At 49.8% G+C, this 22,154-nt stretch carries 23 protein-coding genes; 5 read left to right on the forward strand and 18 right to left on the reverse strand.

Annotation, left to right across the window (positions count from 1 at the left end; genetic code table 11):
* Positions 1-27 precede the first annotated feature (27 nt).
* The 15 genes from FEK30_RS09390 to FEK30_RS09460 form a co-directional block, all read right to left on the reverse strand.
* Positions 28-1,467, reverse strand: coding sequence for an isochorismate synthase (locus tag FEK30_RS09390; RefSeq protein ID WP_255447848.1), 1,440 nt, complete (start codon positions 1,465-1,467; stop codon positions 28-30).
* A gap of 342 nt (positions 1,468-1,809) precedes the next feature.
* On the reverse strand, positions 1,810-2,160 hold the full coding sequence (locus tag FEK30_RS09395) for a HepT-like ribonuclease domain-containing protein (RefSeq protein ID WP_138073049.1): 351 nt from the start codon (positions 2,158-2,160) through the stop codon (positions 1,810-1,812).
* The gene (locus FEK30_RS09400; RefSeq protein WP_138073050.1) at positions 2,147-2,461 is read right to left on the reverse strand and encodes a nucleotidyltransferase family protein; all 315 of its coding nucleotides are present in this window, start codon (positions 2,459-2,461) and stop codon (positions 2,147-2,149) included. Before FEK30_RS09400 ends, FEK30_RS09395 begins: the two co-directional genes overlap by 14 nt.
* Positions 2,462-2,483: 22 nt before the next feature.
* Complete coding sequence (locus FEK30_RS09405; protein WP_138073051.1) at positions 2,484-3,575, reverse strand: Get3/ArsA fold putative tail anchor-mediating ATPase NosAFP; 1,092 nt, start codon at positions 3,573-3,575, stop codon at positions 2,484-2,486.
* A gap of 96 nt (positions 3,576-3,671) precedes the next feature.
* Positions 3,672-4,037, reverse strand: a complete 366-nt coding sequence (locus FEK30_RS09410) for an Hpt domain-containing protein (protein WP_065710397.1) — start codon at positions 4,035-4,037, stop codon at positions 3,672-3,674.
* 5 nt (positions 4,038-4,042) lie between these two features.
* On the reverse strand, positions 4,043-7,897 hold the full coding sequence (locus tag FEK30_RS09415; protein ID WP_138073052.1) for a response regulator: 3,855 nt from the start codon (positions 7,895-7,897) through the stop codon (positions 4,043-4,045).
* Positions 7,898-8,110: 213 nt separating this feature from the next.
* Positions 8,111-8,614 (reverse strand): SH3 domain-containing protein, encoded by a 504-nt coding sequence (locus FEK30_RS09420; protein WP_138073053.1) that lies wholly within the window; start codon positions 8,612-8,614, stop codon positions 8,111-8,113.
* An 82-nt stretch (positions 8,615-8,696) separates the two neighbouring features.
* On the reverse strand, positions 8,697-10,193 hold the full coding sequence (locus FEK30_RS09425) for an AAA family ATPase (protein WP_138073054.1): 1,497 nt from the start codon (positions 10,191-10,193) through the stop codon (positions 8,697-8,699).
* A 103-nt stretch (positions 10,194-10,296) separates the two neighbouring features.
* A complete protein-coding gene (locus FEK30_RS09430) occupies positions 10,297-10,797 on the reverse strand; it encodes a YceD family protein (protein ID WP_138073055.1) in 501 nt (166 codons plus the stop codon).
* Positions 10,798-10,909: 112 nt separating this feature from the next.
* Positions 10,910-11,401 (reverse strand): Jag family protein, encoded by a 492-nt coding sequence (locus FEK30_RS09435; RefSeq protein WP_062433199.1) that lies wholly within the window; start codon positions 11,399-11,401, stop codon positions 10,910-10,912.
* Between the two features lie 6 nt (positions 11,402-11,407).
* Positions 11,408-12,574 (reverse strand): membrane protein insertase YidC, encoded by a 1,167-nt coding sequence (yidC, locus tag FEK30_RS09440; RefSeq protein ID WP_012306618.1) that lies wholly within the window; start codon positions 12,572-12,574, stop codon positions 11,408-11,410.
* 179 nt (positions 12,575-12,753) lie between these two features.
* Entirely contained in the window at positions 12,754-13,146 is a 393-nt protein-coding gene (locus FEK30_RS09445) for a PH domain-containing protein (RefSeq protein ID WP_065710394.1), read from the reverse strand.
* Complete coding sequence (rnpA, locus tag FEK30_RS09450) at positions 13,136-13,486, reverse strand: ribonuclease P protein component (protein WP_012306616.1); 351 nt, start codon at positions 13,484-13,486, stop codon at positions 13,136-13,138. The genes FEK30_RS09445 and rnpA overlap by 11 nt, the downstream gene beginning before the upstream one ends.
* A gap of 63 nt (positions 13,487-13,549) precedes the next feature.
* Positions 13,550-13,687, reverse strand: a complete 138-nt coding sequence (gene rpmH / locus FEK30_RS09455; RefSeq protein ID WP_012306615.1) for a 50S ribosomal protein L34 — start codon at positions 13,685-13,687, stop codon at positions 13,550-13,552.
* Between the two features lie 184 nt (positions 13,688-13,871).
* Complete coding sequence (locus FEK30_RS09460; RefSeq protein WP_138073782.1) at positions 13,872-14,651, reverse strand: DUF2808 domain-containing protein; 780 nt, start codon at positions 14,649-14,651, stop codon at positions 13,872-13,874.
* Positions 14,652-14,941: 290 nt separating this feature from the next.
* Between FEK30_RS09460 and FEK30_RS09465 the strand changes: the two genes are divergently transcribed.
* From FEK30_RS09465 to FEK30_RS16760, 4 genes are all read left to right on the forward strand, one after another.
* Positions 14,942-16,087 carry a Re/Si-specific NAD(P)(+) transhydrogenase subunit alpha gene (locus FEK30_RS09465; protein ID WP_138073056.1) on the forward strand — a complete coding sequence of 382 codons (1,146 nt, stop codon included), beginning with the start codon at positions 14,942-14,944 and terminating at the stop codon, positions 16,085-16,087.
* 67 nt (positions 16,088-16,154) lie between these two features.
* Entirely contained in the window at positions 16,155-16,445 is a 291-nt protein-coding gene (locus FEK30_RS09470) for an NAD(P) transhydrogenase subunit alpha part 2 (protein ID WP_012306612.1), read from the forward strand.
* A 3-nt stretch (positions 16,446-16,448) separates the two neighbouring features.
* Positions 16,449-17,849 (forward strand): NAD(P)(+) transhydrogenase (Re/Si-specific) subunit beta, encoded by a 1,401-nt coding sequence (locus FEK30_RS09475; protein WP_012306611.1) that lies wholly within the window; start codon positions 16,449-16,451, stop codon positions 17,847-17,849.
* Between the two features lie 337 nt (positions 17,850-18,186).
* Positions 18,187-18,327, forward strand: a complete 141-nt coding sequence (locus tag FEK30_RS16760) for a hypothetical protein (protein ID WP_168191139.1) — start codon at positions 18,187-18,189, stop codon at positions 18,325-18,327.
* Between the two features lie 178 nt (positions 18,328-18,505).
* Here FEK30_RS16760 and FEK30_RS09480 read toward each other — a convergent pair whose 3' ends face one another.
* Positions 18,506-18,865, reverse strand: coding sequence for a YkgJ family cysteine cluster protein (locus FEK30_RS09480; protein ID WP_099241121.1), 360 nt, complete (start codon positions 18,863-18,865; stop codon positions 18,506-18,508).
* Between the two features lie 150 nt (positions 18,866-19,015).
* Between FEK30_RS09480 and psb30 the strand changes: the two genes are divergently transcribed.
* A complete protein-coding gene (gene psb30 / locus FEK30_RS09485; protein ID WP_012306608.1) occupies positions 19,016-19,147 on the forward strand; it encodes a photosystem II reaction center protein Ycf12/Psb30 in 132 nt (43 codons plus the stop codon).
* Positions 19,148-19,217: 70 nt separating this feature from the next.
* On the opposite strand, the gene recJ is transcribed toward psb30, so the two are convergent.
* Together recJ and rpaB are read right to left on the reverse strand one after the other, a co-directional pair.
* A complete protein-coding gene (recJ, locus tag FEK30_RS09490) occupies positions 19,218-21,218 on the reverse strand; it encodes a single-stranded-DNA-specific exonuclease RecJ (protein ID WP_138073057.1) in 2,001 nt (666 codons plus the stop codon).
* 163 nt (positions 21,219-21,381) lie between these two features.
* Positions 21,382-22,110: a response regulator transcription factor RpaB gene (rpaB, locus tag FEK30_RS09495; RefSeq protein WP_012306606.1), complete on the reverse strand. Its 729-nt coding sequence runs from the start codon at positions 22,108-22,110 to the stop codon at positions 21,382-21,384.
* Between the last annotated feature and the right edge of the window lie 44 nt (positions 22,111-22,154).

Below are 22,154 nucleotides of genomic sequence, written 5' to 3' on the forward strand. Positions count from 1 at the left end.
GGTAGAGTACAGGTTTTAAGAGCCATATCACGTCAAGGCTTCCAAAAGGGAGGTCAATTTTAACTGGACTTCGGCATATTCCCGTTCCGGCTGGGAACCGGCGACAATTCCGGCCCCACCGTAGAGTCGCGCATGGTTACCCCGAATCAAGGCCGACCGAATCGCCACGATAAATTCACTATTGCCCTGACTATCGAGCCAACCGATAGGAGCGGCATAAAGGGTACGGTCAAAGGTTTCTGCTTGGCGAATTTCCGCACAGGCGATCGCTCTGGGGACGCCGGCCACTGCTGGTGTTGGATGTAAGTGGGCCACTACCTCTAGGGGATGAATTTGCGGCGGTAGGATTGCATGAATCGGTGTCCAGAGGTGCTGAATATTAGAAAGTTTAAGGAGCTTACGGGGAGCCGCCTGGGGATCGAGACCAAGGCTCTGGAGTTGTCCTAGTAGGAAATCTGCCACGGCCTGGTGTTCCCGTTGTTCCTTTTCACTGTGGAGTAGGCTTTTGGCGAGACGCTGATCTGTGAGCAAAGATTCCCCCCGGGGGGCAGATCCGGCGAGGGCATCGGTCACCAATTGTCCCTGCTGTACCGCTAACAGCCGTTCTGGACTTGCGCCGGTAAATGTGTCACCCCGCTGATTACGGAGGGAAAAAACACAACAGTCCGGGTGGCGATCGCGCAAATTATCCAGGGCATGCACCACATCAAAGGCTTGATTGGCCGTGACATCGAGGGCATGGGCCAGGACAATTTTACTGAGTTTACCTTGGTCAATGAGTCGGAGGGCTCGCCGGACAGCCTGGGTAAATCCCGTTGAGGCGGTGCAGACAGTGCCCCGAATCCCTAGGGAAGGGACGAGTTCCTGGGGCAGAGTCGCGAGAAATTGTCGCAATTGTTGGGCGATTTGATGTAAAAGAGTACGCTGTTGGCGATCGCCATTGAGCACTAAAAAATAATCCCGTTGGTGTTGCACCAGTTGCAGTCTAGGAATGGTGACTAAACCAGGCGGAAAAGGCGCTTCGGGGGTTTGGGCACTAAAAAACGTGAACCCACAGGAAAAGTAAGGAATCGGAATGTTGATATTGCGCTGAATTCTCGGTTGCCAATGGGTGATAAATTGCTGGGCTTGGCGAAAACGATCCTCTCCCTGGGGAACTAATTCGCTTAGGGTGCCAAAGTTGAGGATCGCCCGTTGCTGTTGGCGATTTTCCCAATAGAAGTGATTGAGGGGACTGGGCAGAATTTGTTCAATGGCCCGGAGCACCACCAGACTATCCACCGCTGAAATTTTAGTGATTTCGCTGACAATCTCCCCAGATGGTGCGGGGGTTCTTTGGGTGAGCCATTGTTGCCAGGTTGATGGGGACAGTTGACGCCGTTGGCAGGAAGTTCCCATTCCCTCCCCCAATGCCGAACCGTGACTTTGATCCGGCTCTAGGCGATCGCGCCAAAGCGTTTTTCCCACAATTCAGATCCCTCTAGGACGATGGACAACGAAAAACAAAGATGTGCAATCAGTCGATGGTGCAGTCACTCAGGCCAGCAATGATGTCTTCCCAGTGACCATTCGGCTGTAGCGGGCTACCACTCCAGAATTTTACAATCAAGACCTCAAGCTTATTTTATGTATGGTAACGAAACGCAGACTAACTTCATAGGTTCCGGGCTTGATTTGGTCGTGCTTTCCGGAAAAAGTCCCCTATTTTAGACATTTTTTACTTTTTCTTAAGTTTTTTCTTGATTTATTGGGCATTCTTTCATTTTGTGCTTTCTAAATAGACCTTTAGAATGAGATTAGGCGATCGCCTTATGAGTCTTCGAGTTCAGTCACGATTTTATTAATGTTGATCAAAAGATCAGCGATATCGTGAGAAACAACCACCCAAAGAATATCTAAGTCAACATCAAAATACCCATGGATTAAGCGATTTCTCATACCAATCATCTGTCGCCAAGGCACTTCCGGATGAGAGTCCCGTACATCAAAGGAGATATGGTTCGCTGCCTCACCGATAATTTCCACAAGGCGAACGAGGGCGAGGGAAAGCATTTCATCAGACGCCAAGTCATCACGGGTACGACCTGCTGTAAATAGCAGCACAAGGCGGGCTGAATCCTGAATGTGCTTTAGGCGGGTAAAATCATCAATCTTGCTCATAGAGCGTAACAGCCTCTTGAACAACCTCATCGCGGAAGTAACGACTCAAGTCTCCAAGAGTACGCAAATCGACGGTTCGGCAAAAAATAGCACTAAGTTCATCGGCCATGGTGACAATTTCCCAACCAGGAGTTTTTCCTGCTTGAAATTCGACAAGAATATCAACATCACTTTCTTGGGAAAAGTCTTCACGAAGTACAGAGCCAAATAAAGCCATTTTGCGAACATTGTATTTACGACATGTTTGGTCTAAATTCTGGCGATTTAGCTTAATGGGAAGTGTTTCAAAGAAGTCGGCCATAGTGCTGCGCCATAACATCAAATTACAGGGAAATAACCAGATATTGATTTTGGAATTTTGCCCCCTTTACAGGAGCACCTTTGAGGGGAGGCGGCAGCAGAATATTACGCCGTTGATCCCCTGCTTCGATGGTGATTTCGGGGCCATATTGGGTGAGCTTAACCTGTTTTTTGTCAAAGGTGGGGAGGAATACTTTCACCTGACGGGCAGCGGTATCGATGATTAGGGGCCGAGGAGCCTGGGCCGCTTGGCTAAAGTCAGGCAGATGGGAAATGAGGTCTTCCCAATGATCAGCCTCTACTGTGGGTAGGGCGGTATTCGTCAGGGGTTCAAATTCAGGGCCAACATCTGCATCGCTACGATTGACGATGACACCACCGACAGTCACATTCACCTGCTGGGCACTGCCCCAGAGATATTTCGCTTTGGCGATCGCCCCAGCACTGGCATCGGTGACGAGGTATGCGGCGAAACGGTTGGGGTCAGCCATCGCTTTTTTGCCTTCATCGAGGACTTGGTTTGCCTCTTGGGTGGGTTCAGCGGCAAAGTTATCAAACGTCCAGGAAACATTTAAAATGGCGCTGGTCACGGGCTGAATAAAGGGGGAAATGGCACGACCCAGGTCAGAGGCTTGGAACACTTCCCGGAAGCGGCGGATGTACCAGCTTAAAATTTCGGGAGTGCCTAACAGTCGTAGGGTATTGAGGTCGCCATCACCGTCAAAGATAATCACATCGTACTGGCCGCTTTTGTCGTAGTCCCAAATTTCCTTGAGGATTACAGCGCTATCCATCCCCGGCAAAATCCCTAATTCCTGGCCATAAACGTTTTTCAGGGTGGGCGATCGCAGATATTTTGCTTCTAATGCTTTGACCTGCTCCCAGCCGGATTCGAGGGCAGCAGTGGCCATGATCTGCACGGCATCGAGGTTATTTTCAAGGTTAACGGGACTAAAACTCGGTGACATCCCCAGGGCGATCCCCCAGGCAGGACTTGGATCTTGGCCAATGAGTAAAACCCGCTTACCTGCTTGGGCATATTTTTTCGCGGCGGCGATCGCCACAGTGGAACGACCGACCCCACCTTTACCAAGGAATGTCAAAATAAAAGCCATAGTTCTCCATTGCACAAAACGATGATCTAACAGAAATTGTAGCGATTCTGCTGGATTATCTTGCGAGACTATTTTGAATTAGTGCTAGGACTCCACCTAAGCCATTAATTGGGTCAGTTTAAGGGTTAGGGCAGCGGCGATCGCCTGATAGTCTTGCCCTAGCTGCTGTAAGAGAGTTGCCACGAGAGGCCAATCTTGGGCATGGGCTGCCCCCTCTAGGGCCTGGCATTGGCAAGCAAATTGCTCCATCTGAAATAGCCGACTACTGGATTTGAGGGTGTGGGCATTGCGCACAAGCTCCGCCTGATTGTGTTGTTCGTAACCCGTCTGCATCGCCGCAATCAGCAGGGGAGTATCTTCTAGAAAAGTTTCAACGAGGTCTTGTAATGTTGCTAAGTCATAGCTGACCATCTCAGCTAGTTGCTCTAAATTGACTTCGTCGGCAGCAGATGAAGAGGCCATAGACTTTAATCAGAAGAAGACTGGGTAGTGGAGAGGGACTGGTGGTAATGGTAGGCGACCTTCAGGGCATGGAGGAGCTTTTTTACTTGAATCGGTTTACTCAGGTAATCGTCCATCCCCGCATCTAGACAAACTTGGCGATCGCCCTGCATCGCATTGGCGGTCATAGCAATAATCCAGGGACGCTTCCCCTGGGACTGGGGCGACCGGGCATCACGCTGGCGAATTTGTCTAGTGGCTTCGAGGCCATCCATCGCAGGCATTTGTACATCCATCAAAATGACATCATAGTTATCGCTTTGTAAACGACTCAGGACTTCGAGGCCATTGGTCGCCACCTCTACACCATAGCCGAGGCGGGCCAAAATATTGAGGGCAACTTTTTGGTTCACAATATTATCTTCTGCCAACAGAATCTTGAGGGGGTAGGCTTGCCCCAAGGTTGCATCAAAGGGAGAGGCAGGCTCCATGGCCGTTGTGGGTAGGGCCTCGGCGATCGCCAAGGATAGGCAATGGTAAAGGGCTTCCTGCTTGATGGGCTGACGTAATTGGAGCTGCTGGGAGATGGCTGGATAATGAGTCGATTCGGCAGTACTGAGGGGCGGGGCGATCGCCACAATTGCCAGGTCAGGATTTTGACTAGATTGCTTAATTTGTCGGAAAAAATCTGCGGAAACAAGATCCGTTTTCATCTCCATCATCAACAGATCAATGGAACGTTGATGCAAGATATCCAAAGCACCGGAGGCCATGGTTGTATGGGAAACTGCTGCTCCAGTTGCTGTCAATAAATGGGAAATGCTGCGGGCAAATAAAGGACTCGGATGGAGGATCAGGAAGTTTTTCTCCTGGAGTTGGGGCGGGAGTTCATGGAGGGTGATTTCTTTTGCGGAAATCGGGGCAATGGTAAAGGGAATTTGCGCATAAAATACCGTTTGCCGCGCCACGGATTGGAAGATTTTTGGCGGATCAGGGGACATTTCCTGGGGAAATTGACCAGCCATGATCCCACCACTTTCGACCCAAAGTTTCCCCCCCATCAACTCCACCAGTCGTTTGCTAATTACGAGACCCAACCCCGTCCCACCATAGCGGCGCGAAGTGGAAGCATCCCCCTGGCTAAAGGGTTGGAACAACCGGGTCATCTGCTGCGCCGGAATGCCGATGCCTGTATCTAGGATCGCAAATCGCAGACAGACTTGATCCCCGTCACCCGTCGCTGTGGGGACTTTTTGTACCCAGAGGGAAACGTCACCACGATTGGTAAATTTGACGGCATTGCCCAAGAGATTGAGCATAATCTGTTGAAAGCGCGTCACATCTCCCATTAAGTAGTGGGGCACATCGGGATCAAGGATATAGCTCAGGTAAATGGGCTTGGCGATCGCCCGGGTCGACATCAAATCTAAACAGTTTTCTAAACAGTTTTCTAAACAGGTTTGCAGGTTAAAGGGCTGCAACTCTAACTCAAATTTTCCCGATTCAATTTTCGAAAAATCCAGAATATCGTTAATGATCGCGAGGAGGTTACTGCCACTATTGCGAATAATGTCGATAAATTCCTGTTGTTGGGCCGTGAGGTCTGTATCCCTGAGAAGTTCCGCCATCCCAATCACGGCATTCATCGGCGTCCGGATCTCGTGGCTCATGGTCGCCAGAAACTCGCTTTTGGCACGGTTGGCTTGTTCTGCGTCTTCCTTGGCAAGCTTCAGTTGGATTTCGGCTTCCACTTTGTCTGTAATGTCGGTGATTGTGCCGACGATGCGGTAAGGGTTGTCCTGTTCATCTTTGAGGCACTTCGCTTTACTCAAAATCCACCGGTATTGGCCATCACAATGGCGTAGACGATGGACGTTTTGATAACTTGCGGTCAATCCCTGGAGATGATTTGTCATGGCAGCCTGGGCCTGGGCTAAATCATCGGGGTGAACGAGATCGGCCCACATTTGGCGACCTGTAATCTGAGGCCGTAGGTTGGATTCTTTGTAGCCCAGAAGACGAAACCAAGACCGGGAGCGATAAACCTGATCTGAACGGAGATCCCAATCCCAGATACCGTCATTGGTAGCGGCGATCGCCAACTCGTAGCGTTCTTCACTCTGCCGTAATTGCTGTTCAATCAGTTCTCGCTGTCGTACTTCTTCTGAGAGGGCTTTCGTTCTTGTTTCTACCTGTTCTTCGAGGTTGAGGGTTGTCGCCTGGATCGCCTGGAATTGTTGTCGTAGGGTATTGAGCATCACCTCAAAGTTTTGGCTCAGACGATTAAATTCACTGATATAGCTCTTGAGAGGAAGAATCGGTTCCTGCTGCTGCAGCTCCTCTTGAATATCGGCGGTCATCGCACTCAGTTGATTCAGCGGTGCTGTCAGCCAACGACTCATTTTTTCCGCCGTCACCACTGCCAACAACAGCAAAATCAGGACGATCGCCAGACTCCGAATGTAGTAACGTTCTAAGGCATCCATGTCCTCCGCCAGTCCGAGGGTCAGCCATAACTGAGCCGGAAATCGCGTTCCTTCTAGGGGTTGAACAATAACTCCAAAGGCTTCTTGCCAGCGGGCGATCGCCGATTTACCAATAACGGTCTTTGGTAAAGAAACCAGCGTTTGATCTAGTAAGGGTTGGTTGTCCCGTTCGTCGTACCAAACCCAGGGCTCCCCCGCAGCGATCTGTTTGGCAGAATCTGCAATCACTAAATCGTTTGCTTGGGTTGTGGCGATCGCCCGGAGCGGATATTGTCGTACCGCTTGTAGTTTTCGTTGCAAAAAATCCGCTAAAAAATCAACATCAACATCAAGATAAAATGAACCCAAATCACCCGGAATTTGCAAGAGGTAATCGATATGTAAATGTTCTTGGTCTTTGTGAATTGTCGCAACAATGCCGTTTTGTAAAAACTGGCTACTTTGGCGATAAGTTTGGATCGACTGGTTTATTTCTCCATTCACTTCCTGGAACACCAAATTAGAGCGATCATTAAGGGCAAGCACCGAATTATTCGCCGCATCAAACACTTCGATATAAGCTAATTCCGGATAAACTCTTTGGAGACCTCTGAGAACGTTCTCAAGTCTCTCCACTGGCAAACCATCCTTGGCAATACTATTGATCGCATATTGGCTTGCCTCTAGATAAGAGGCTTCCCAAAGTTTTAATTCTGTTGTTAGGGATTGACTAGACGTAACCAAAACGTCCTGGATTTCCTGTTTGATCGCCTGAAATCTTGCCTGGGCATTTAAAATCATCAACGTCAAAATGGGAAACACCACAAAGGCCAGGAGGACATCAAAGGCAATCTTTTGGAGTGAATTTTCACGTCGGTAGCGTTGGGGGATTATCCGCTGTAAAAAAGGGAGATAGTTGACAATTAAACTAGCAATTTCAGCATTGAAAATTCCATTCACAAATTGCTTCAGGGCAACTGTAGTTACGGCTTGGACATCCATTTTTAAAACTAAAAAATAAATGCTAAAAATTAGAATGCTACCAATCGTCAACCAGTAAATCGCGTCATAGAAAGGAATATTGATATTGCGGCGTTTTTTTTGCCAAAAAAAGCTCACAAAAAGCACTTCACTGACAAAAATCACCACGGCATAGGGATGGTGCCAGATAAAAAATGTATGCACACTGGCGATCGCCCCAGCGATGATCGCCCAAAAAGGCCCATAGAAAAATAAAATTATCCAAACTGCAATAGAACCAAATAAAAAGTCAATACCAAAAAATAAGCTTAATTTAAAGTAATTACCCAGGTAGCTAGTGATGATCAAAGCTAGTAATAACCAAGGGTACTCCACCTTTAAATTAAGGAGCTTGGATACAACTTTATTGAGTGTTTTTTGGAACTGAAACAGCATCACACTCAGAAAATTTTGTTAAAAACTCTATACTCATTAATCGTAATAACACTTGTCATCTAATATCAATCAAACGATATGATTCTTGACTAAGACAACGAAGGCATCCGGATTCTTTTTTACTTTTTGACTAATTTGTCCGGCGATCGCCCTATCTACCTTAAAGGCCGTTTCTCCTAAACTGGCGACTAAGGGAGGCTTGTCAGATATTAATTAATTAACCTTTTGAAGATTGCCCGCTTTTACCCAAGCTTCTGTACCGTTCGCTAGACGAATTTGCTGCCACACTTGATCGTCACTCATGCCGAGCACCGTTACCTCGGCGTTATAATCAACACCCCCCAAGCGAGCGGAGTCTTGGGAAGGCTCTGCCCGTAAACTTAAGCCACTCGACCAAGTGACCGTCGCTTTATAGCTATCCGTCGATGTTTTAGCCGCCTCTGGTTCTGGGGCTTCCTCTTCCTCTGCTTCGGCCTCGGTTGCCTCTGGATCATTATTGGCAGCGGTGGCAGTGGGTTCAGGCTCGGTTTCCTGGGATTGAGGCGATGTCGGGGTGGTTTCTGGGGGATCAGCGACGGTCTCAGAAAACACCGGTTTAGGCGGGGCAGCGGCCATGCGGTTAAAGAAATAATAAGCAGCCCCAACACTGCCTACCGCCAACAAAAATACCCCAAGGATAAAACCAAGAATAAATTGAAAAAGATTAGAAATATTCATAAAATCTGCTCTCTGACCGAGACACCAACAACATCAAAGGAACGGCCCATAGAAAGCATTATAGTTGACCGCTCCCTGGGTCTTAGGGGTTCAAAAAATTTTGTTGTCGCGAGGCGAGGCGGGCCTTTCCAGAGGTCGCCCAATGTTGCAAAAACTCGATTTGCTCTTTCGCGGTGCGCGCTAGGGGAATGATTTGGCTCGCGGCTTCTAAAATGTCGTCGGTGGTGAAGTCTCGATTTTGGCTAAAGCCCAGGTGCATGGCCTCGATCAAGGTTTGTTCAATTTCAGCCCCAGAAAAATCAGGCGTCTCGTAGGCCAAACGCTTTACATCGTAGTTTTTGAGGTTATGGGGCCGCAGGCGGGAAAGATGGACATTGAAAATTGCTTCCCGTTCGGCCTGGCTGGGTAAACCTACAAAAAAGATTTCATCAAAACGACCCTTCCGCAGCATTTCAGGGGGCAAAGTATGGATTTTGTTAGCCGTAGCGACCACAAAAACAGGGCTTTGTTTTTCTGCTAACCAGGTGATGAAAGTGCCAAAGACACGGCTGGTTGTCCCCCCATCGCCTCCCCCATCAGCCCCAGCAAAAGCCTTATCAATTTCATCAATCCAGAGGATGCAAGGGGCAAGGGCTTCTGCGAGCTGGATCATCTGCCGGGTGCGGGATTCGGATTCACCCACTAAGCCTGCAAAGAGACGTCCTACATCAAGGCGCAGCAGGGGTAAATGCCAGTGGTGGGCGATCGCCTTAGCGGTGAGGGATTTACCTGTACCTTGGATGCCGACGAGCAACAGTCCCCGTGGGTGGGGCAGACCATATTCCCGTGCTTTTTCACTGAAAGCTCCCCCCCGACGCAATAACCATTCTTTTAATCGATCGAGGCCGCCAATGTCAGAAATTTGCTCGGTGGCCGGATAGAAGTCCAAAATTTGCGTTTGACGAATAGACTGGCGCTTTTCAGCGAGGATAAGTTCTACGTCTTCTGCTTGGATTTGACCATGGTTCGCCAGACTGAGGGTAAGCACACGGCGAATCCGTTCTAGGGAAAGTCCCTGGGCGGCCCGGACTAATTCATTGAGTAGTTGGGCTTCGGGGGTTTGGCCGACGCCCTGGAGGAGGCGTTCAATTTCGGTGCGGATTTCATTCGCGGTGGGCAGGGGAAATTTCACGATGGTGAGTACCTCCGCTAGATCTGCCGGAATTTTTACCTCTGGGGCCACAATCACAATATTTTTCGGTTCTGCCTTGAGGCGACGGGCAAGGTTGCGCAATTTCCGGGCGATCGCAATGTCTTCGAGGAATCGCTGGAAATCTCGCAGGATAAAAATGCCACCGATATTGGGGGGGAGTTTTTCGATAAATTCGAGGGCTTGGAGTGGATTCCGTTTCCCAAAGCCGGTGTTATTGGGGTTGTCCTGGTAGCCATCCACAAAATCCCAGGTGTAGACCGTCCGCTGTCCTAGGTTCGCGGCACATTGGGCGATCGCCCCTTCAACCCGCTCTTCTTCGAGGGTGGGGATATATAGCAGCGGATAACAGGCACGGAGAAGGAGGCTAAATTCTTCGCGGAAGGTCATAGGTAAAGCGCTTTCAGCACAGGGCAACTCAATTAATGTTTAAGCTTAGGGGGAAATTTCCCTAAAACCAAGGGTCATCATCCTTGTGCGACTGCCTCTTTTGCTAGGAAGAGAGCTGTTGTTTGAGGTCAGCCAGCTTGGCCCAACGGGCATCAATTTGGGGCGTCGCATCGTCTGGGTTCGTTTCTGCTCCAGGACAACGTTGGGGATCGCAGACTTTTCGCAGGGGCATTTCTAAACAAAATTGTTCATAGAGCCAGGTTTCTGGTTCAAAGTAGCCATGGGGATCTAAAGACTCATCCAAATCTTCCAGGCTGACTTCCCGTTCTGCGGGGAGATCTTCGCCAAGGTTACTCTGGAGCCAAATCAGTTCGGTGCGGTCTATGGTGAGGCGGGTATTGTAATGCTGGAGGCAGCGATCGCAGGTGAGGGTCACAATCGTTTCGGCCTGGGCCGTGACTTCGAGGTAAGTTTGACGGTGGGCGATCGCCATTTCACCGCGTACCGGGGTCAAGGTCTCCAAATCCACGAGGGTTTCCGCAAAAGCAAATTGCTCCTGTTGCTGGGGGGCCTTTAATAGTCGGGGAATAAAAATCCGATCCATCACCTCAAACCTCCGATGACGCGGCATTTATCAGCCCCATCCTACCGTAAAACTCCCACAAAAAAGACGGGACAAAGCCCGTCTCTTGGGAAATATTCAGGGTGAAGCCCCGTTATTGAGCCAATTGCACAATGAGTTGGCGGTGGGGTTCTTGACCTTGGCTTTCGGTTTTTAGGAGCGGAAATTCCTTAAAAAAGCCGTGCATTTGTCGCCGTTCCGCCGAGGATAAATCGCCAATCGCTTCTGCTTCTCCGGTGGCTTGCACCCGGAGGGCAATTTCAGTGGCGATCGCCTTAAGTTCATTGAGGCGGTTCTCGCGGTAGCCCCCTAGATCCACTGTGAGGGGATATTGCTCCTCCTTCGGCAGATCATGGTTCAGGGTGATGTTGGCTAAATATTGCATCGCATCGATTAAGTGACCGCGATCGCCAATTAATTTTTCCCGTTGGGCCTCAGATAGTGCTTGGTGATCAATGGTCAACCAGAGAGAATCTTCCCCATCAAGGCCTTGTTTCACCGCCGCAGTGACCGGAGCCGGAAGCGCCATCAACTCAAGCAGTGTCGCCAGCCAGGTTTCACCCCGTTGGATTTTGGTCTCGTTCATCTGCTCTTAACCTGAAGTTTTCTCTTTTTTCTTGCTACCTTTGCGCTCAAAGGGAAGCTTGTCGCGCCCTTTCTCCGACTTCTCCTGTTCATCCACCAGTTTCTGGAGATTTTCTGGTAAAGGTTCCTTCGTGAGGATGAACGTCTGTACCGTTTGGAACGCGTTGGCGATCGTCATATACATCAACACCCCAGCCGGTAGTGGGAAAAACAAGAACATCCCTGAGAAAATCAACGGCGTAATTTTGTTCACCGTTTGTTGGGCCTGCTGCTGTTGATCGCCGCCGCTGTTGTTATTGCTGCTAGGAGCGCCCCCAGAAATAGTCTGGTTAATGTAAAGGCTCACCCCAAAAAACAGCACCATGCCGAGAATATCCCAGTGGATACCATCGTCACCATTAACCCCAATGCGGCCTAGGGCTTCAATGAAGAGAAATCCTTTATCAGCGGCGATCCCCGGCACAGTTACCTGGATGCTGACATCCCCAGGCGCAAGGGCCACGAGGGAACCATCGGGTTGAATCTCTACCCGTTCTTGACCTTTGGTAACTTCAAAGCTGGGCTTGATGTTACTGTCTGGATATTCGGCAGCCAGGGCCGCAAAGTCCTTCCCGGAGTCACTCTGAAGAACAAATTGGGTAGTTTCCCCGACACCGACTTTATTCCCAGCGGGTAAAGACAAGGTGATTGGGTAATGGATACCGCTATCAAAATAAACATTTTGGGTTTTAACATCGACCGCCTGGGGCTGTACCTGCTCCATTTTCTCGCTGGGGAGAATTTGCAGATTAGCGGTGTAGTTGATGTTGGCAAATGGCGATCCCCGCAGGGTGGCGAAGAGGGCAAAGAGGATGGGCATCTGCAACAGAATCGGTAAACAACCGGCGAGGGGATTCCCAAATTCTTTGTAGACCTCTGACATCGCAGCTTGTTGCTTTGCCGGGTCATTTTTGTAGCGCTCTTGGATTTCCTTGACCCGTTTTTGCATTAGGGGTTGGGTAATCTTTGTGCGTCTCATGCTGCGGATCGATTTGGCGCTTAGGGGATAAACGGCAAATCGAATCACAAGGGTCAGGGCGATGATTGCAAAGCCGTAGCTCGGCACAATGCCATAGAAAAAATCTAGGATTGGCAACATCACGTTGTTTGATAAAAATCCGATCCCAAAATCCATGCGTCTGAAGTTCGTCTAGCTATGAGTTGTTTAAGGGTTAGTTTATCGGGTTTAGTTCTTATTTTTAATGGTTTCTTTTAAAAAAGCGATGGGAGAAATGAGATTAGGGGTCGCGTTTCTCCCGACTAACCACTGGGATTTCACCCAGAAAATAATCGATAAATAATTTTTATTGGCGCTTAGGCGGCGATCGCCTCTAGGGGAACCCCGGTGCGGTCGGCTGCCTTTTCGGCAATGTGACTGTAGATATCACGGAAGTTGGGCATGGAGCGCAACTCTAGGCGGCTACCATCCTGGAGGGTCACAACTAGATCCCCCCAAAGGCCAAATCCCCGGGGAATCTTGACGATTTTTCTAACTTCGCTGTAAATAATATCGGTGCGATCGCGCCCCTGCCAGCCCCCAGTAATCGAGATACGCCGACTGGTAATGCGATAGCGGAGCCACAACGCTCGGACAATCGCCCCGACGGTCAGCGGCAGACAGATCACCGTGAACCCCAGCAAGATATTGAGGATCAGATCCCCAATGTGGGGGCCGCCCTCATAAATCACGTCTTCTTTAATGCCCATGGAATACCTCGGCTTGTATGAGTAATCTTTTTAATTCTTGCAAAAAATGCTCATATTCGCATTCTCTGGCGTTGTACCGCACAGCAATGACGATGTGCCAACCGGGTTGAATCTGGGGCAGTAGCGTGCGACAGGCGTGGCGAATACGGCGTTTGATTAAATTCCGAACCACTGCTTTTTTACTGACTTTGCGGCTGATGCTGATGCCAATTTTGGTTGGGGCCGCTGGCTGGGGTAAGAGAATGATTGCTAGGGCATCTCCCCGGAAGCGTTTCCCTTGACTGTAGATCGTTTTAAAATCTCGCCAGTGTTTTAGACGGTGTTCTTTTGGCAGTCCCACAAAGAAAATGAGAGTGAGGTAGACGGCAAGTCCCCTCACCAAAATAATGGTTTGCGCGCTGGATTAGACAGTAAGGCGATGACGGCCTTTTTTTCTGCGGGCGCGGATAACATTCTGGCCAGTGTGGCTGCGCATACGAGCCCGAAAACCAGAAGTACGTTTTTGCTTGCGGACGGTGCCGCCTAGGGTCCGTTTAGTCATGGAAGTCCTCCTTATATTCCTTTGAAAATAGGTGCTCTCTCCGGAGGCGATCGCCGCCTTGCCGAAAAAATTAGAAAACGACAGTCTCTAATTATACCGTGTCCGTCAAGTTAACCAAGGACTCCGGCGAAATTGATCGCATTTACCCCGGTCAGTACCCAAGCAGTAAAGAAACTGGCAATCCCTAAAAATCCACATCCAATAACCAAGAGCCCAAACGGCTGGGGAGAGGCGCCCCTTGGCTACGGGCAAAGGCCGTTATCAAGTACATTCCCCCCCGAGAAGGATTGTTGACACTATCGAGAATAATCTCGACGTCGCTTTCGGGACTGAGGGGTTCAGCGAGGGTAATCACTAGGGAACGACTACGGGGGCCTTCATCTTCTGGTTCTTCGACAACCTCTGGTTCCGGAGCAGGACTATTGTTGTTGGTGTTGTTACTTTGGTTGGCCTGTTGGGCGGCGAGGGTTTCTGAATCGAGGAACACCAATTCGCCGTTGACCAGGACTAATTCGCCCCCACGATCCGGTGTGGTTGTACTGGCGGCAATGTTACCGAGGATGGTTTGGCTCTGTTGGGCTGGATCGGTGGGTAAGCTATCGGGATCCCAGGCGGTAGCGGCTTCGTTGAGGGCAACTTCTCGGCCATTGACTCGGACCCGAATTTTTGCGTCATCGACCCGACCGTCAAAGTCTTCCGGGAAGCTCAGTTCAAAGGTCTGGAAGCGGTCAACGATTTTACTTTTTTTGATTTCTAAGTAGTAGCGATCGCGGCGGCGGGCACCGGAATTATATTCAACGGCACACTTGAGAATGTCCCCTTGGGGAATCGTTCCCCCCCAGTTGATCGTAAAAGACCCACAGGGTTGGCGGGCTTCAGCCATTTGGGGCATGAAAGTCAGGCTACTGCTTAACAGGGTGGTGGCGATCGCCAAACGGGAAAGGGGAGAACGGAAGAGTTGCATATTCACAGGCGCCTTCAAAGTCTGTAACCGATTGTGACTAAAGTTTGCGTTTTCAGCAACTCCCCTGACGAAATCCTGACGAAGAAGTGCCAACGCAACAGAGATTTACAAAAACTGATAAGACACATTACAGAGGGTGTCCGCCAAGGAAAAGATAGCACTACACTGCGAAAAGACGCCGTAACAGCCTTATGGGGATGGCCGACGGCCCTGGGTTCTCAAGGTTTTGCCACTGAATTGCTCTACATCTACCGTTCAGTCTGTTGCTATTGTTTCGTTAAGGAGTTTCTATGAAAATTGCTGTTGCTCGGGAAACCGTTGCCGGAGAACGTCGGGTAGCCCTGACACCGGATCAGGTTTCTCGTCTTGTTAAAAAAGGCTGGGAAATCCATGTGGAGGCCGGGGCCGGTGAGGCATCTCTCCTTCCCGATGCTGCCTACGAGGAAGCTGGAGCAAAAGTCGTTGGCGATCGCCAATCCCTCTGGCAAGAGGCTGATCTCCTCGTCAAGGTGGCTGTACCCACAGAAGAAGAGGTTACCCTCCTGCCGGAAGGGTCAATGGTGGCGAGTTTGCTGAATCCCCTGGGACAACCAGAGATTATTCAAAAATTAGCAGATAAAAAGATCACCGCCTTGGGCATGGAGTTGATCCCCCGCACCAGTCGCGCCCAAAGTATGGATGTGTTGTCTTCTCAGGCTGGGGTGGCTGGCTACAAAGCGGTTTTACTTGCCGCCGCTGCCCTACCCAAGTTTTTCCCAATGTTAACCACAGCCGCTGGCACCATTCGTCCAGCTAAGGTGTTTGTAATTGGGGCTGGGGTAGCGGGTCTCCAGGCGATCGCCACAGCCAGAAGACTCGGCGCGGTAGTCGAGGCCTTTGACATCCGGCCCGCCGTCAAAGAAGAAGTCCAAAGTCTCGGCGCTAAATTTGTCGAAGTGCAACTAGAAGAAGAAACCGCCACGGCTGGGGGCTACGCCAAGGAAGTTTCCGAAGACTCGAAAAAGAAAAGCCAAGCCCTCATTTCAGACCATGTGGCCACCGCCGATGTGGTGATCACCACCGCCCAAGTTCCTGGTCGCCGTGCGCCCCTGCTCGTGACCGATGACATGATCGCCCGGATGCAAACCGGATCGGTTTTGATCGATCTCGCCGGCGAACAAGGGGGTAACTGTGAAGGCTGTGAGGCAGGCCGCGAAGTCCAAGTCCACGGGGCCACGATCATTGCTCCCATTAATCTTCCTTCCACGGTGCCTGTCCATGCGAGCCAAATGTTTGCCAAGAATATGGCGACATTGCTACAACTGCTCATTCCCGAAGGCGCGATTAATCTCGATTTTGCCGACGACATCCTGGATTCTGTTTGTGTGACCCACCAAGGGGAAATTCGCAATCAACGGGTCAAAGACGCCCTGCAACAAATGGCTGTCACTGCCTAAGAAACAGACATTTTCTCAGTTTTGAACCTAAATTTATTCATCTTATCTAAAGGAGTTTTGACTGTTCATGACAACAGCAACACTGCTCAGTAGCCTATTCGTATTTGTATTGGCTTCCTTTGTGGGCTTTGAAGTAATTAATAAAGTCCCACCCACGCTACACACACCGCTCATGTCTGGGGCCAACGCCATCTCTGGCATCGCCCTAATTGGTGCCCTTTTAGTTTCTGGCGAAGAACACTGGAATTTAACGGTCATCCTCGGTCTCATCGCGGTGGTCTGCGCCACGATCAATGTTGTCGGCGGTTTTTTGGTCACAGACCGGATGCTGCAAATGTTTAAGAAGAAGGAGGCCTAAGTGATGGATAGCTTACTTACCAATGGCATCGAACTGAGTTATCTCGTGGCAGCCTGTCTGTTTATTCTGGGCTTAAAGAAATTGGGTTCCCCTGCAACAGCCCGTCAAGGCAACTCCATTGCAGCGGTGGGCATGTTACTGGCAGTGGTGGCCACTCTGCTCAATCAACAGGTTTTAAACTATGGTCTGATCGCTGGGGGGATCGTCATCGGCAGTATCATCGGTGTGATCACCGCGAAAAAAGTCGAAATGACCGATATGCCTCAATTGGTCGGCCTCTTTAATGGTCTGGGGGGGGCTGCTTCGGCCCTGGTGGCGATCGCCGAATTTTGGCGACTCCTATCCCTCGGAGAAACCCTCTCCATCACCACTAGCCTCACGATTATTTTGGGGGTACTCATTGGCGGCGTCACCCTAACAGGAAGCCTCATTGCCTTTGGCAAATTACAAGGGATCATGCCCGGTCGCCCGGTCATTTTCCCGGCCCAACAGATCATTAATTTCGCCATTCTGGCAGGATTCCTCAGCGGCAGTATCTATTTGTTCGTGAATCCTGATCCGAATATTTTTCTCGGCTTAGTGGGGATCTCCCTTGTGCTGGGTGTTCTCTTTGTGATCCCCATCGGTGGCGGCGATATGCCCGTGGTGATCTCTCTTCTCAATTCCTACTCTGGTCTAGCTGCCAGTGCCGCCGGGTTCGTGGTGGGCAACAATATGCTCATTATTGCCGGAGCTTTGGTGGGCGCATCGGGGATTATCCTCACCCAGATCATGTGTAAAGCCATGAACCGCTCCATTACTAACGTCTTGTTTGCGGGCTTTGGCAGTGATGGCGGTGCCCCAGAAGGAGACGGTGGTGCGGCCATTGATGGCGCCATTAAAAGCGTAGATCCTGAAGAAAGCGCCATGATGCTTGGCTATGCCCGCAGTGTTGTCATTATTCCGGGTTATGGGATGGCTGTAGCCCAGGCGCAACATTCCGTCAAAGAGCTGGCCGATATGCTGGAGAAAAAAGGCGTAGAAGTCAAATACGCGATTCACCCTGTGGCTGGTCGAATGCCGGGGCATATGAATGTGCTCCTCGCGGAGGCCAATGTCCCTTACACCCAGCTTTATGACATGGACGATATCAATCCCCAGTTTGATAATACGGATGTGGCCCTAGTGATTGGTGCCAACGATGTGGTTAATCCAGCGGCGCGCCACGACAAAGGTAGCCCCATTTATGGAATGCCAATTTTGGAAGTAGATAAAGCCAAAACCACCATTGTGATCAAACGGAGTATGAGTACAGGCTTTTCTGGGGTACAAAATGAGCTGTTCTTCAAAGACAAAACAATGATGCTGTTTGGTAGTGCCAAAGACATGGTGGAAAAAATTTCTTCTGAAGTAAAAGAGCTTTAGGAAACTAACAGTATTTTTTGAAGTTGTTAGTGAATTAAAGATTGTATTTATGATTGGGCCCTAATTGTTAAGCGATTAGGGCTTTTGATTGATTTGGCTTTGTCTTTTTTTACATATACAGGAGTATTTACTTTTTTCGACTTTCAGAACCCTAACGCAATTTCAAGAATCGCAACTAAGTGATCCCCCAAGGGGACTGACCCCTAATAATAGTCATATAGAGCTGAATGACAAATCTCAGCGATAGACAAGCTTAAAGTGCAGTGGTAAACCCGGTTTGTTTCGTGGTTCTAACCATTGTATTTCAATTGATTAGACGTGACGAGGCACAGCAACCATGAAAACGTTAGAAAAGCTTTTTCAGTATGTTTTACAGGGCATCAATCGGATTTTTTCACCGAATGAAGAACCTGTGCCAGAGGTAGGGGTACAACCCTTTGATGGGGATCCCTATGATGGATCATCAGATTTAGATTAGTTAGTTGGCAACTTGGTTTTAGGTTGTGGGCATCAACAACTAAACAGTATTGCAAGTATCGATGGGTACCAGAGTCCTTGGGCTGGTACTCTTTCTTTTTGGGCAAGTCTTGTTTCGTCCCTGAGAAACTTGCTCCAAGGATGGGGATCAACAGTCTTTTTCGGGAAAGGAAAACCGTTTACAGTCCAACATTCACGACCTTGGCAACATAGCGCTCCATTTCTGGGCTTTCGTCGCCATAGATGCTATCGATGTGCTCGAGGCAGCAATCAATGGCAAATTGTTGTAACTCTTCGGCGGGCACATCAAACATTTCGGTAAACGTTTCTGGGAGAACACGGCAAAAGCGGGGACGTTCGGTGTAGATCGTGCATTTGCGATGGGCTTGGTCATAGTTGATGCACCAGCCGTCGGGGCCGACCATAGCGAGATATTGCTCCAGTTGAGCGGGGGTGAGGTAGTCCTCAAGGTCGGGGCGATCGCCGGGTTCGAGGTGGCAGCAGGCACCACAATTTTCAATACATTGCCAAGTGGGCATCGGGATCCGTCTCCGGGGCGTTACAAAACTTCATTGATTTTTGCCTATTCTCAGCAAAGCAAGGCAGGCCTGACGGGGTATGATAGACATTGATTTTTAGGAAAAAAAAATTTACCCTGTTTTTTGCATTAACTCAGGAATAGGAGAAATATGGATTTTATCACAGGTTTTTTTGGTAGCCTCAACTTTGAAGTGATTTTTCAGTTGACTTTTGTCTCTTTGATCCTCATTTCGGGGCCTGTTGTTATCTTTTTGTTGGCCATTCGTGGCGGCGATATGTAATTTTTTCTCAAAAACAAATTGTGCGCAGGGGCAACAAACCGACGGGGGAGTTGTCCTTTTTTGTGTTGATTTAGTTGGCTTGTTCGAGGGTGGCGATCGCCGTTTTGATCATCTGAAAAAATGGGGGTTGGGTAACATCAACGGTTTGCTCACCGAGTTTGCCCTGCCGTTGACCTTTTTTGATCGCCAATAACTTACCTTGATCATTGCGAATTCTGAGGGTCAATCCCTGATCCGCGAGGGTACAGAAATATGTCCGGTCATTAAACAGAAAAGTCTTTTCTGAGTGCTGAGGTTGAGCTTGGGGAGACATTTCCTGGTCTGGAACCACAGGACGAGGGGCTTCACTGGGACGCGCCCCGACCAATTCTAGTTCTAGGTTCACCTCACCATTCCAGCGATTTTCTTTGAGTTTGTAGGCAATGTCCAGGGTTGGGGGAAGTGGCAAATAGTCTCCCCATTGCCAGGCGATCGCCTTAATGGTGAATGTTTGACCGGCGATGGTTTGGCCGAGGCTGAATTTTAGGTGATTTTTGCCAATGGTACGTTGCTCTAGAATTTGTACATTTTTTGTCCAGAAAATCGGTTCTGGATTGCCAATGCCCCAGGGATGGAGTTGATCAATCTGTTGGTAAAACTCTGGGGTTAAATCCGTGAAATTTACCGCCCCGTCAATTTTCACTAAGGGTTTTAGATGTTCGGGTTTGAGCAATTGGTGGGCAAATTCACTGAGCTTTTCGGTAAACGCGGCTAGGTTATCTCTGGCGAGGGAAAATCCCCCGGCAGCTTTGTGGCCCCCAAATTTACCCAGGAGATCTTGGCAATAGTTCAGCGCCTCAAACACATTAAATTCTTCGATGCCCCGGGCGGAGCCGCGAATTTTGCCATCTTCCTCAGCAGTACAGATAAAAACGGGCACGCCATAGCGTTCGACCAACCGGGAAGCGACAATGCCGATCACGCCATGGTGCCATTCTTCTTTGCAAACCACCAACACCCGCTGTCCTTGGTAATCGATGGGGGTTTCTTCTACTAGGGCGATCGCCTCTGCTTCGATCTGGGTGCACATTTCCTGGCGCTGCTTATTGATCTGCTCACATTGCATCGCTCGCTCTAGGGCCAAACCAGGTTCGTCGGTAGTGAGCAATTCAATTACTTTTTGGGGATCATCAATGCGACCAACGGCGTTAATGCGGGGGCCAAGGCGAAAGCCAATATCATCGGGCTTGAGTTGTTTCTTTTGGTCATCGACCCCGGCAATTTGCATGAGGGCCTGCACCCCTGCCAACTCCGACTGGGGTAAAAGCTTGAGGCCACGCTTCAACCAGCGACGATTCACCCCGGTTAAGGGCGCCAGATCAGCGATGGTCCCCAGGGTAAATAATTCTAAAATTTGGCTGGTAAGCCCTTCTAGCTTGTCTACCGCCTGGGCCAGGGACACCGCCAGCACATAAGCTACCCCAACCCCGGCCAAACCAGCATAAGGAGACATGGTCGGCAATAACTTTGGATTCAGAATCGCATTGGCGGGCGGCAATTGATCCGGCAAGTCATGGTGGTCAGTGATAATCACATCCAGGCCTAGATCCCGCGCCAAATTGATCGGCTCGTAGGCGGAAATGCCGTTGTCTACCGTGAGAATTAAGCCTACCCCTTCCTCGGCGAGCTCGGTGACGATACGCTCATTGATCCCGTAGCCATCTTTCATGCGACTGGGAATCGCGTAGGTTACCTTTGCTCCCACATGGCCCAAGGCCCGCAACAACAAAGCAGTGCTGGTCATGCCATCGGCATCATAATCGCCACAAATGGCAATGAGAGTTTCTTCGGCGATCGCCTCCTGGAGAAGTTCCACACTCAGGGCCAGATCCTCAAATTCCACCAAGGGCGCAGGTAATCGCTGGGATTCCGGCTGGATGTAGATCTTCGCCTGCTCTGGCGTGCGAATATTGCGATTCACTAAAACCTGGGCCACAAGCGGATTAAGGCCCATCGCCTCAACCAATGATTGGGTGATGTCCGGTTGGCGATCGGCAATGTGCCAGCGCTGTTGGGGGAGGCGAAAATTCATGGCAAAGGAGATAGTTTGCAGCAAAAAAGTTAGTGGGTATAGAAGACGGTTCGTCGTTTAGAGACCTTGCGTCAGATCTAGCATCCCCAGTCAAAATTTAAGACCACGGTCAAACATTCATCCCAACCATGATCTTAAAAGTTTATCCGTACAATTCTTGGGGTTATTCATCACCCGGTTCGAGGATCCGCTGAAACAGATAACCTGTACCTCTGGCTGTCAAAATAAGTTCGGGATTGCTGGGATCATCTTCTAGTTTGGCGCGCAGCCGGGAAATATGCACATCCACAACGCGGGTATCCACATGGCGCTCTGGGGTGTAGCCCCAAACTTCTTGGAGGATTTCTGAACGAGAAAAAGGTTCCCCAGAGCGGCTGACCAGTAATTCCAACAGGCTAAACTCCATCCCTGTGAGTCGAATGCGTTCATCGCCTTTGTAGACCTGGCGCTTATTGGTATCAATGCGGATCGAACCCACATGGATAACCCCGGAGCTAGGAATGCCCGTACCACCATTTTTTTCAACACGCCGCAGGACAGAACGGATGCGCGCTTCTAGTTCTTTGGGGGAGAATGGTTTTACAACGTAGTCATCGGCCCCAAGCTCCAAACCTGTGATGCGGTCCGCCACATCCCCAAGGGCCGTGAGCATAATAATCGGCACATCGGATTCTTTGCGGAGTTCTTGGCAAACGCCATAGCCATCGAGCTTGGGCATCATCACATCAAGAACCACAAGATCGGGGTCTGCTTCATCAAATGTGGCGAGGGCTTCTTCACCATCAGCGGCGGTCACAACCTCGTAACCAATCATGGAAAGGCGGGTTTCGAGGATGCGGCGGATGCTGGCTTCGTCGTCAACGACAAGAATTCTTTCTTTATGATTTTCCAAGTTCCTTCACGCTCCTGTTGACTTTCGGTAAGTGTTGTTGAAGT

The organism is Picosynechococcus sp. PCC 11901, assembly GCF_005577135.1.
In the GTDB taxonomy this organism is placed as follows: Bacteria; Cyanobacteriota; Cyanobacteriia; order Cyanobacteriales; family MRBY01; genus MRBY01.